The 10,959-nt window shown below is 62.1% G+C and carries 13 protein-coding genes; all 13 read left to right on the top strand.

The genetic code is table 11. The features are described 5' to 3' along the window. Nucleotides 1–339: hypothetical protein (locus CQY20_RS35275; protein ID WP_207767357.1), on the top strand; the 339-nt coding region annotated here is incomplete at its 5' end. Next, complete coding sequence (locus tag CQY20_RS34665; protein WP_133119191.1) at nt 332–523, top strand: hypothetical protein; 192 nt, start codon at nt 332–334, stop codon at nt 521–523. The genes CQY20_RS35275 and CQY20_RS34665, both read left to right, overlap by 8 nt. Continuing rightward, on the top strand, nt 520–765 hold the full coding sequence (locus tag CQY20_RS31950; protein WP_097945072.1) for a hypothetical protein: 246 nt from the start codon (nt 520–522) through the stop codon (nt 763–765). The genes CQY20_RS34665 and CQY20_RS31950 overlap by 4 nt, the downstream gene beginning before the upstream one ends. 26 nt (nt 766–791) lie before the next feature. Further along, nucleotides 792–971, top strand: a complete 180-nt coding sequence (locus tag CQY20_RS34660; protein ID WP_133119190.1) for a hypothetical protein — start codon at nt 792–794, stop codon at nt 969–971. An 834-nt stretch (nt 972–1,805) separates the two neighbouring features. Further along, nucleotides 1,806–1,976 (top strand): hypothetical protein, encoded by a 171-nt coding sequence (locus tag CQY20_RS35055; protein WP_163700347.1) that lies wholly within the window; start codon nt 1,806–1,808, stop codon nt 1,974–1,976. Beyond that, nucleotides 1,973–2,179: a hypothetical protein gene (locus tag CQY20_RS31945; protein WP_097945070.1), complete on the top strand. Its 207-nt coding sequence runs from the start codon at nt 1,973–1,975 to the stop codon at nt 2,177–2,179. The genes CQY20_RS35055 and CQY20_RS31945 overlap by 4 nt, the downstream gene beginning before the upstream one ends. Nucleotides 2,180–2,570: 391 nt before the next feature. After that, the gene (locus CQY20_RS31940; RefSeq protein ID WP_133119189.1) at nt 2,571–6,179 is read left to right on the top strand and encodes a hypothetical protein; all 3,609 of its coding nucleotides are present in this window, start codon (nt 2,571–2,573) and stop codon (nt 6,177–6,179) included. A 504-nt stretch (nt 6,180–6,683) separates the two neighbouring features. Next, the gene (locus tag CQY20_RS31935; protein ID WP_097945066.1) at nt 6,684–7,037 is read left to right on the top strand and encodes a hypothetical protein; all 354 of its coding nucleotides are present in this window, start codon (nt 6,684–6,686) and stop codon (nt 7,035–7,037) included. Next, nucleotides 7,037–8,521: a terminase TerL endonuclease subunit gene (locus tag CQY20_RS31930; RefSeq protein WP_097945064.1), complete on the top strand. Its 1,485-nt coding sequence runs from the start codon at nt 7,037–7,039 to the stop codon at nt 8,519–8,521. Before CQY20_RS31935 ends, CQY20_RS31930 begins: the two co-directional genes overlap by 1 nt. Nucleotides 8,522–8,535: 14 nt before the next feature. Beyond that, nucleotides 8,536–9,681, top strand: a complete 1,146-nt coding sequence (locus CQY20_RS31925; RefSeq protein WP_097945062.1) for a phage portal protein — start codon at nt 8,536–8,538, stop codon at nt 9,679–9,681. Next, a complete protein-coding gene (locus CQY20_RS35050) occupies nt 9,678–9,821 on the top strand; it encodes a hypothetical protein (protein WP_163700344.1) in 144 nt (47 codons plus the stop codon). The genes CQY20_RS31925 and CQY20_RS35050 overlap by 4 nt, the downstream gene beginning before the upstream one ends. Continuing rightward, a complete protein-coding gene (locus CQY20_RS31920) occupies nt 9,802–10,362 on the top strand; it encodes an HK97 family phage prohead protease (RefSeq protein ID WP_207767356.1) in 561 nt (186 codons plus the stop codon). Before CQY20_RS35050 ends, CQY20_RS31920 begins: the two co-directional genes overlap by 20 nt. A gap of 5 nt (nt 10,363–10,367) precedes the next feature. Continuing rightward, nucleotides 10,368–10,913: a phage major capsid protein gene (locus tag CQY20_RS31915; protein WP_097945060.1), complete on the top strand. Its 546-nt coding sequence runs from the start codon at nt 10,368–10,370 to the stop codon at nt 10,911–10,913. Nucleotides 10,914–10,959: the final 46 nt, after the last annotated feature.

Here is a 10,959-nt window from a genome sequence, read left to right as displayed (position 1 = left end):
CGACCCACCCGACCCAGCGCTTATTTTGGAACGCGAGCTGACCGCGACCGACCGCCTGATGCGGCGCCGACCGGCAGGCACGGCATGGGGGAACCCGACGTGCAGCAAATAAAAAACCCTTATAGGAGGGGGAACACACCTATTATGAAAATTTGCAAAAACGGCCACGCGCTGGACGCGCCGGAGTCTTTTCTCGCCAACGGAACCTGCCGCGAATGCCATCGCGCCAATTTGCGCGCGCACAATGCTCGCCGAACAACCGGATTTAAGTTATTCAAGGATGTCGAGATGCGGTCGAAAAAGCTCATGAGAAAAGAAAGTGAAAAATTGAATGCGTAAATTACCCGGCGCAACATTTGATGTGCACATCTCCGACCAAGGAGGCCGCGCCGTCCTTCTCACTATCCGCTCAATCGAGGGCGACGAATTCATGGTGCCAATTAACGCCAATACCGCCGATGACTTGGGCCGGGAAATTCTCGCCGGCGCGCTCGCGATAAACGGAAGGTTGAAGACCGTATGAACGACGAGGAAATGGAAAAATACCGCTACCTGAAGTTTCTGGAAAGTCAGGCAATAGCCGTCGCTTTTGATTACCACCGGGGCGGATGCGATTTCCAAACTTTCCAACGCGTACTGGCGCGCTTGACACTGCAGGCAACGGGTAATCCGAGCCCGACGCTGGAACAGATCGAAGCGCAAATCTCGGAGCTGAACACGGCGACAAGCATTCATTTCGGCCGGCTTGCCGGACTCGATACCTAACAACTAAACGGGGGGTCGATACAGCAATGAGCGCGTATCAACTTCAGCGACGCCGCGATCAGGGAATTGTGATTCGCCAAGGCAAAAGTTGGATTCTGCTTAAACGCAGCGAGGTAGAGAGCCTGGTGCGTGATTTGAATAACCATATTGATGACCCGATAAGGGTTGAGGAGATCGATGGGCTACAAAAAGCCAACCACCGTTAAGTTACTCGGCGAGCGCATCAAGCGCGAGCACCACACCCGACTCCCGAATGGGTTAGTCCGCGATCCGGACGTATCGGCGAACGGCTTCCGTGTCGCCGCTTATCTGCTGTCGCTTGACGACGGTTTCGGAGTTAATCAGCGCGGGATCGCTGCGGCGACTGGGCTAACCAGGGACGCCGTGAGTAGCGGGATCAAGAATCTCGCGGCTACCGGGTGGCTGAGACAGAACGAGTACCGTCACGAGGACTCCGGTCACGTTTACCGGCACGAGTACGTCATGCATCGGTCCCGTCGTATGGCCGGAAATCCGGACCATATGACCGATGTGACCGAGACCCCTAACGACGCTCATATGGCTGGAAATCCGGACCATAGTATGGCTGGAAATCCGGACCATCTTAAAAGGAACAAAAGAGATACCGACACTGAAGTGATGTCGGGTATATCTAATTCTGTTGGTGGTTCAGAGTCGGGCGCTCAAGCCCCTTCGGGGACGCGCCAGCCTCTGACCCACGGCGCACCAGTTGCGATCAATGCCGGTGATGCCACGCCTACGCTCGAACCTGGTACGCCAACCGGGGAACCCGCCCCGCGTCTTTGCACAACAACAACTGTCTATAGTCGCGACCCCCACCAGTGCTGGGACTGTAATCTCTTCCCGGTCGAGGAGGATCACGCGCCCACGTGTCCCGTACTCAAAGACCCATGGGCTACGCCCTGCGCCTACTGCAATGCGAAGTTCTCGTCCGATCAAGTCAATGCCCATGCGCGAGCCTGCCGCAGCGGTGATTGATTCCCGCGCAGCAGCATCGAATCAAAGGAACAGCCCAACAGTTGACACCGATCAGCATTACCGTCGTCACTCACGACGGCAGCACCACCACAGTCCCGGTGACCCGCGACGCGCACGGATTCGTCGCCCGCCACGACGGCTTCACCATCCACATGACCGCCATCGAGACCGGCCGCCGCGCATGCACGCCCGCCAAGGCGAGACTCGCGTGACGACGATCCCCGCCCGCGTTGGTGCGCCGTACGCGGTCGACTTCACGGCCTCTGGCCTCATAAGGATTAGTCGCACGGTGAAGGGGAGAAACTTTCATATCGTCCTCGACGCGCCCGCCGCGATCGCTGTGGCCGACGCGCTGGTCGATGCCGTCGAGCGGCTCCCTGAAGGCGCGGTTCACCAGTCCAACACGCCCCGGTAGGACGCAGAAGCGAGGATCTTCGTCGCGGGCTCCCTGCCGCTCCTTTGCCTTCAGCCCGTTCCCAGACTGGAGGACCCCGTATTGCCTCTCCAGTAGACGATGAGCGCGCACCACGGGCCATCGGCGGTAGGTAGTGCCCGAGAGGGCCACTGGTGCGCTCAAAATCCTGCTGGAGAGGCAGCAAACGGCATTTGCGCACGATTCCGTTAAGCCACAAAGCAACATTAGTTCTCTAGCAAACAATCTCGCCGACCTCCTCCTGATCGGTGAGCCCCCGCGATGGGGTGGGGTCTAACTCCATTCCCCATCGCGATGACGCCGCGCCGCAAGGTTTGCGCCGGGTTTTCCATCTTCTCCTTGGCCCGGCGACCACCGCCGAAGTGCTCCCAGGTTGCAGCGCACAAGCGCTCCCGGGTCGGCGGGCGGCGCGGCGTCTTCCTCCCTAAAAAACTTTATCGAAAGGTTTAATTTGGCCCAGGTAACCGTCGATATCGGCGCTCGCGTCCGAAAGATCGATTTCAACCGCGCCGCCAGCGATATAAATCGGCGAGTCCAGCAAATGGGACGCGACAGCGGTCGCATGTTCGGCGACGAATTCTCCCGCGGTATCGCGCAATCCTCGCCGCGTGTGCAGGCCGCCACGATCGGCATGCAACGCGCTACGGACAAGCTGAAGGACTCCCAGGACCGCTTGGCCCAGGCGATGCGCGGCACCGATTACGACGCCGTCGTGCGTGCCAGCCAGCGAGTGACTCGCGCTCACGCCGATCATGACCGCGCATTGAGGACACTCCGCGGCGCATATTCCAGTTTCGACGCTGACGCCCGCAACGCCGCTGGCGGCGTCTCGGCGTTGACGACGAATGTGGCCAGTCTTGGCGGGGCCGTTTCGCGGGTCGCTGGGCCTGCCGGCATGGCCCTCCTTGTCGCGGGTATCGGTCAGCTCGCGGGCGTGGCAGCGGCAGCCTCGGGCGCCGTCGGACTTTTGCCCGGTGTCCTCACGGCGGTCGGTTCGGCGTTCGGCGTGGTAAGGCTGGCCACAGTTGGATTCTCGGACGCGCTCGAGAACCTGAGTGACCCTGAGAAGTTCGCCGAAGCGCTGCAACAACTTTCGCCGAACGCGCGCCAGGCCGCAACGAGTATCCGCGAGCTTGTCCCCGCTTTCGATGAGCTAAAGAACGCGACGCAAAATGCGTTCTTCGCCAACATCGGACCGCAGCTAACGGGACTGGCCAACCAGTTCTTGCCCACCATTCAGGGCCTCACCACGGGCGTTGCCGAGGCGATGAATCAAGCCTTTAACGGTGTGGCGCAGCAGCTTCAGAGTCCACAGACACAAACAGCCATCGGTAGCGCGGTCGACAACATCGTGCAGGCGTTCCAAAAGTTGGCGCCGGCGTTTGCTCCGCTGACTGATGCTTTTGCCGAGCTGACCTCGGTAGGTTCATCGTTCCTGCCTGAGATCGCCGCGGGTGCCACCGAGGCGGCGAAGGCTTTCGCAGACTTCATCCGTGAGGCAAGTAGATCTGGCGACCTGCAGCAGTGGATCGCTACCGGCGTCGACATGCTCAAGCAGATGGGACCCGTGGTGCAGGACGTGGTTACCACGTTCATGGCGCTAGCACCGATTGGTGAGCGGGTCATGCCGTTGATCGTGCAGAGTGCCGACCTCATCGCCCAAGTCATGCCCGGTATCGCGAAGGCAACAGCCGAAATATCGCCGTTGTTCTATTCGTGGCAGGAGGCGATAAACGCTGCCGCCAAGGCAATCCCGCTCATCACCGTGGCGCTTAAGCCGGTTGCCGCCGTTGTAACCGCCATTGCAGATGCGTTCGCGTTCATCCGCGGACCCGAGGCGATGGCGCAGGCGAAGTTGAATAGTGCGCGGATTGATGCGGCGTTCGCACAGCCGGCACCCACCCAACTGCCCACAGGCGGGTTACCCGCGCGTTCACCGGCCGGTCCATGGGAGTCATTGTCACCGGCCGACCGTTGGCTACGCGCTGATGAGGCCGCCCACCCGGGCCAAGGTCCGGCCGGCCCCGGCACGTACCGGCGCCGAGACGGTTCGATCGGTTATGTCACGCCGCCGAGTGCAGTGACCGGAGGGCCGGTTACCAACCTTACTGAGCAATTCCAGAATCGCGGTTCCGGCCGCGGCGGTCCCGGTGAAGGCCTGCCAGTCGTTCCTAACGTGGGGCAGGACCCAATGTCTCTCTTGCAGGGCTTCCCGGTCTCGGCCAGCCTCTACGGCGCGGCGGGTTCGGTACTCGACTCTCGCGCGAAGGTCGCTCAGTTGCAGTCTGACATCAACGCACTTGAGAAGTCCAACACTGCTACCGCTTCCGAGATCCAAAGCAAGAAAAACGATCTCGCCAACGCGGAGCGTGAGCAATACGAAGCCGAGCTGCGGCTAAACGAAGCCAAGCAGCGGAGCACCGAGAAGTTCACCGAGTCAACCAAGTCGGCCCACCAAACTATGAGCAAGCTCGGCGCCGGTCTCGACCGCGACCTTGGTATCTCCCGCGGAATCGCCGGTCTCGCAGACAATCTCGTGAGATTCATCGGCAACCTTGCCACGGCACCGCTGCAAGCTACATTGCAGAAGATCATCGACGCCAACCCCAACGAAGGCTCAGGTCTTATCGGAATCGCCGCCGCACAAGGCGCATTCGGGCCGGAGTTCACCCCGCAAGGCATTGCCGCAAGCCAAGCAAGCGACAGTAGTAGCAGCACTTTAGGTAGCACTGCCGCCGTTCCGTACGGATACGGCTATCCCGGTGACGCGGCGCTGCTGGCCAACGTCCCCGCAGGTAAGTATTCGCAGAGCGGCATAGCCGACCTCACGCAGGGTATCGGCGACTGCTCCAGCGCTGTCGAGGACCTCGTGAACATCCTTGACGGTCGTCCGACAGCTGGCCGGTCGATGTCGACACACAACGCCGACCAATGGCTTACCGAGCACGGCTTTGTGCCAGGCATTGGCGGCCCCGGTGATTTCCGCGTGGGCTTCAACTCCGGTCACATGCAGGCGACCCTCCCCGGGGGCACGCCCTTCAACTGGGGTAGCAACGCTGCTGCGGCCAACCGCGGCATCGGTGGCACTGGTGCCGCTGACCCGGCATTCACGTCGCACTACTACCGGCCTATGGGCGCTGGTCCGCTTGCTGGTCCGGTCGCACCGACCGACGCGCCGATTGGCCCGGCAGGTCCCATTGCGCATGGGCCAGACATTCCGATCCCGTTGCCGGTCACCATTGTGGGCGGTACACCAGTACCCGGTGCAACCCCATCGGTGGGCTCTAACGTCGCCCCGCCGGGCGGCGCGCCAGGCGCGCCTACGGCACCAACGCCAGCACCAGCGGTCGGTCAACCCTCAACAGGGGCACCGCCTATCGGCTCGCCCGCATCCGGTCAAGGCCTCGGACCGCTCCCTGGTCCTGCGGCTGCGCCAATGGCCGCGCAATCGCAGTCGTACGCGCCGACTCAGCAGCCGGCCGCTCCTGCGGGGTGGCAGCCGTCTGGCAGCAGCGCTGGTGGCGGTGGCGGCATTCTCGGTGCCGCTGCGGGTGCTGCTGCGGGTATGTTCCCAGGCGGCGGCGCTGCGGCACAGATCGCCATGCAGATGATCCAGAGGACCATCCAATACGGCGGCGAGGTCGCGGGGCACCTTGCCCAGGGCGCGATGGACGCACTCTCCGTCTCCGATCCCGATGGCGGTCCCGGCGCATCCCTCGGCGATAGTTGGTTGGGCCGCTTGGCTGGCGCTGTCGCTAGTGCCGGCCCTGCGCTCCCAAGCAGTGCCGGCGGTCAGGACAAGAAGCAGGGGCAGCAGAAGGACCAGGGGCAGCAGCAAGGCCAAGATCCGGCGGCCCAGCAGCAGGCCCGCGGCGGCGTGCACATTGAAAATTTTGTGCAGGCACCTAATCGCCAGAACGTCCAGCAGACCGCAAACGATTTGAGCTTCGCGACTGCTGCCGCTGGCATGGTGCCCTTCTGATGATGGTCCAACGGCCATGTCTCGACGAGTGCGGGAGGATGGCGATGGCGGGCGGTAGTCGTTGCCGTCCCTGCCATCGCCGCCGGCGCAACGCGACATACGACCACGCTGCCTATCGGTCGGCGGGCAGGCCATCAGGCCGGTGCACGCTGCGTATCTTGTGCAACGGCGCACCAGCGACGAGTTGGGACCACGCGGACGGCGACCCGACCAACCATCGGCGGGGAAATCTGGCCCCGTCGTGCGGGCGCTGCAACTCAAGCAAAGGTGGCCGCAGGTAGCCCCTTCAGCGAACATCTAACAGCGGATGATTATGCATAGACGTGCATGGTCATGCAGCGACGGCCCTGCGGCGGGACCTGCGGAAACAGGGTGCGCTCGAGTAAAAATCCCCTCTGACCTGCGCAAAAAGTTCGGGAGCGTTGGCCCTGTTCGACGCCCGGGCCGTTCCGCACACTTATAAAAAGGCATTTTATGCACTGACCAGCAAAGTGAGCAGCAAACATGGAAAAGATCACCGCCGAGGAGATACTTGACGAGCTGAGCGAGGACACCGACCTCCGCGCAGGGCTGGAATCTCTGCCGAGGTTGGTGGCCGACACGGTCCAGAGCTTGACGCCGATGGACACCGGCGAGGCGCGGCGGAGCATCGAGGTCAAGGGCCGCAAGCTCCCATACAAGCGACTGAGCTATCGCCGCATCAAGATCGGGGAAGTTTATTCGGACGACGATCCGGCCAAGATCAACACTCTCGAATACGGGCGGTCGGCCAGCGACGACAACGGTGCCACCCCCGAGTTCGCGATGTTCCGCCGTGCCGCCGAGCTTTGGGACGACGCCGATTTGGATGAGATTTGATGGATTTAATGGACAATGGCGGCAACGCTAAGCGGCGATTCAAGGACCTGTCAGAGCCGCCGTGGTACCGCTGGAAGACCAAAGACCCCGCCGAGCGTGCCATCCGCTTCATCGAAACGTATTGCCGAAGCCCAAAGGGTGTCGGTTTTGGCAAGCCGATCAAGCTGGCCCAGTTCCAACGGGACTGGATTACGGAGATTCTGGCACCTGGTGTGCGGCAGGCCGTCTTGCAAGCGCCCCGAGGGCAGGGGAAGTCAACTCTGCTCGCCGCTATCGCGGCGTGGGCGGTGTTCGACAGGAACCCGACCGGGCAGCCTCAGGTGCCGATCATGGCGACGACGGTGGGACAGGCTGCCCGTGCGGTGTATGACGTGACGTGCAAGATGGTGGCGGCAGAGCCCGAGCTCGATCGCCGCGCCATCATGTATACCGCGATCTCTAATGCGCGAATCGTGGTGGGCTACAACGGCGGCGAATGCTATCCCATCGCCCATGATGTGGACGGCCTACAGGGTCTCGACCCCACTTGCGCCATTGTTGACGAGATCGGTTTCCAGCCTCTCGCGAGCTGGAATGCCATGGTACTTGCCGGCGGCAAGCGTGAGCAGTCCCTCGTGGTCGGTATCGGCACGCCCGGCGTGGACCGCGACAAGTCTGCCCTGTGGCATCTGCGGCAGGTGTTCAAAGAGGGCAGGGCACCGGCCGGGTTCTCATACACCGAGCTATCGGCACCTGATGATTGCGACTATCGCGAGGAATCCAACTGGTTGCTCGCTAACCCGGCTATCACCGAGGGGTATCTCAGCATCGACGCGCTACGCAACGACGTGGAGATGATGCCCGAATCTGAATTCCGCTTGTTCCGACTGGCGCAGTGGGTCGAGGGTGTCAACTGTTGGTTGGGTGTGGACGGCCGCAAGGTGTGGCAGGCGCTGCGATCCGGCTACGTCCTTAAGCCCGGTGCAGATACGTGGGTCGGGGTAGACGTTGGTCTGAAAAGGGATTCGACCGCGGTAGTCATTGGTCAGCGTCGCCCCGATGGGGTTCTTCACACCACGGCCAAGATATGGAACCCGCGCAAAGACGGGGCCATAGATGTCTCCGGTGTGATGGCCTATCTACGGGAATTGGATCGCACCTACAACCTCGTAGAGGTTGCGTTCGACCCGCGCCATTTCGAGCTACCGGCAACGGGTCTAGCCGATGAAGGCTTACCAATGACGGAGTTCCCCCAGAGCCCTGAGCGCATGGTGCCCGCTTGTGGCGCTCTCTATGAGGCCATCATGCGCAGCGAGATATCTCATGACGGCGCGGGCGATTTCGAGCGCCAGATTCTCAATGCCATGCCCACGCACACCGACACAGGCTTTCGCCTCACCAAGTCCAAGAGCCGCGGCCACATCGACGCTGCCATCGCGCTAGCGCTCTGCTACGACCGCGCCCAGCATCCGGCCAAGCCGCTACCCAAACTTGTCGTTTTCTAACTAGGAGAAGCCATTTGAGCCTTCTAACCCGCTTATTCAGATCGCCCGATCCGCCAGAAGAGCGCAGTGTCAGCATCGCCGACCCTGCTGCGCTGTCGCTGTTCGGCGTCACGCCCTCCCTCGCCGGTGTCAGCGTCTCCGACCGCACGGCGATGGGCCTGTCAGCCGTCTACAGGTGTGTCTCGCTGATCAGCGGCTCTATCGCCTCCCTACCCCTGCGCACAGTGGTGACGCAACCAGACGGCACCACACAGCGCACCACATCATGGCTCGACGACCCTGCCGGTCCCCACGGGGTGACGGCATTCGAGTGGGTCGAATTCCTCATGGTGTCGCTGCTACTGCACGGCAACGCCTACTTCCTCAAGGTCTTTGGCGGGGCAGGCCAATTGCTGGCCCTGCAACCGCTACCGCCGCAGTGTGTCGGAGTGGAGGTCAGGAACGGCCGCAAGCTGTACCGCGTCCAATTGGAAAGCGGGCAGTCTCGGCAGCTCACCGACGCCGAAATCGTTCACATCCCCGGCATCTCGCTCGATGGCGTCTGCGGCGTTTCGCCGATCACCATTGCGAAGAACAGCCTCGGCGCGGCCATCGCATCGGAACGCAGTGCGGCACGGTTGTTCTCCAACGGTCTCCTGTCTAGCGCCATCGTCACGCCTGAGGACACGCTCAGCGAGGAAGAGGCCGCAGCGGTCAAGGACGCCCTGTCGCGCAAGATCGCAGGGGAGGCCCACGCAGGCGACGTATCGGTGATCAACCGCAAGTTGAAGATCACCCCGTGGAGCGTGAATCCTGCTGACGCACAGTTCTTGGAGTCTCGCGCGTTCGCCGTCGATGAGGTCTCGCGGTGGTTCGGCATCCCTCCACACCTCCTGGGCCAGACCGAGAAGCAGACCAGCTTCGGTGCCGGTCTGAGTGAACAGAACCGGGGCTATGCGAAATACACCTTGGAACCGTGGACACGGCGTGTCGAGGCTCGGCTGACCAGGTTGCTGCCGGCCAATCGCAAAGCCGAGTTCGACTTCCGCTCACTGGTATCGCCTGATCCTGAGACCGAGATCCGGTTGCTGATCGACCAGGTTGCTAGTGGCCTGCTGTCGTTGGACGAGGCACGGGCCATCCTGAACCGCAAGCCCTTGGAAAAAGGCGGCCACCGATGACGGTTGAGAAAGTCACCGCCGAAGTGCTGGACCTGCACATGTGGGTTGCTGAGAGAGTCGGCCAATACGAGGCCGACGTGTGGGATCTGATTCGGCGACAACTCAAGGAAAGGCGGACCAGTGAATCTGTTCAGCGTTGAACTGAGATCCGAGATCAGCGGCAACACTCTCAGCGGTTACGCCGCCGTGTTCGGTGCCTACGCCGACTTCGGCAGCTACTTAGAAACCTTGGCACCAACTGCGTTCGACGCCGCACTGGCTGATCCGGCCAACGACGTTCGCGCCTACTATCAGCACGACAGCTCCATGCTGCTGGCGCGCCAATCGTCTGGCACGCTGCGTCTGCGCACCGACAGCACAGGCCTGCACTTCGATCTGCACATTCCGGACACCAGCTACGGCCATGACCTGCGCGAGCTGGTGCGCCGTGGTGACCTCAGCGGCATGAGCTTCGGCTTCATTGCCGGCCAAGAGGATTGGGGCAGAACGCCCGATGGTCGGGAGCTTCGCACACACACCAGCGTGGCCCGCCTGGTCGAGGTCTCCCCGGTTACTGCGCCCGCCTACAGCGCCACATCAGTCCAATTGCGTTCGCTTGCGGACATCCCCCTTCCGGCCACTGATGGCCGTACCCAACTGATTCGGGCGCGTGCCCGCGTCAACCTTCCGAAAGGACAGTAGTAATTTTGAAGACCATTGAAGACATCCTCACCGAGCAGCGTTCCATCGTTGACGCCGCCGAGGGTCGCAACTTCACCGACGAAGAGGCAGAGCGCTACGAGACGCTGGAAGCCGAGCTTAAGGCTACCCAGCGCAGCGAGGAAATCCGCAAGCGTCAGACCGCCTACGAGGCACCCAACGCCAGCATTGCCGCCGCAGTCAACGTCGCAACCGCCAAGCAGGACGACACGCTGGACCGCGCTTTCGAGGCGTATCTTCGCACCGGCCAGGCCAACTCGGACATCACCGAGCTTCGCGCTCAGCAGGTCGGCACCGACTCCGAAGGTGGCTATCTGGTCAGCCCAGGCTTCCGTCAAAAGCTGGTCGAGGTTCAAAAGGCGTTCGGCGGCTTGGCCAATGAGGTCGATGTGTTCACCACCGAGCGCGGCGGTGACATCGAATATCCCTCGCTGGACGACACCGCTAACAGTGGTGCGATCACTGCTGAAGAGGCCGCTTTCGCGGACGGCGATGATCTCACTGGCTGTGACAGGTTGATTTGGCCCCGGTAGGACGGTCTGTTTTGGCCCCGTCCGCCCGACTCGCCGGTGCGGTTGT

It is taken from the genome of Mycolicibacterium agri (assembly GCF_002553505.1).
In the GTDB taxonomy this organism is placed as follows: domain Bacteria; phylum Actinomycetota; class Actinomycetes; order Mycobacteriales; family Mycobacteriaceae; genus Mycobacterium; species Mycobacterium agri.
Note: the sequence above shows the minus strand (reverse complement) of the source record. Positions and strands in the feature narration are given on the sequence as shown.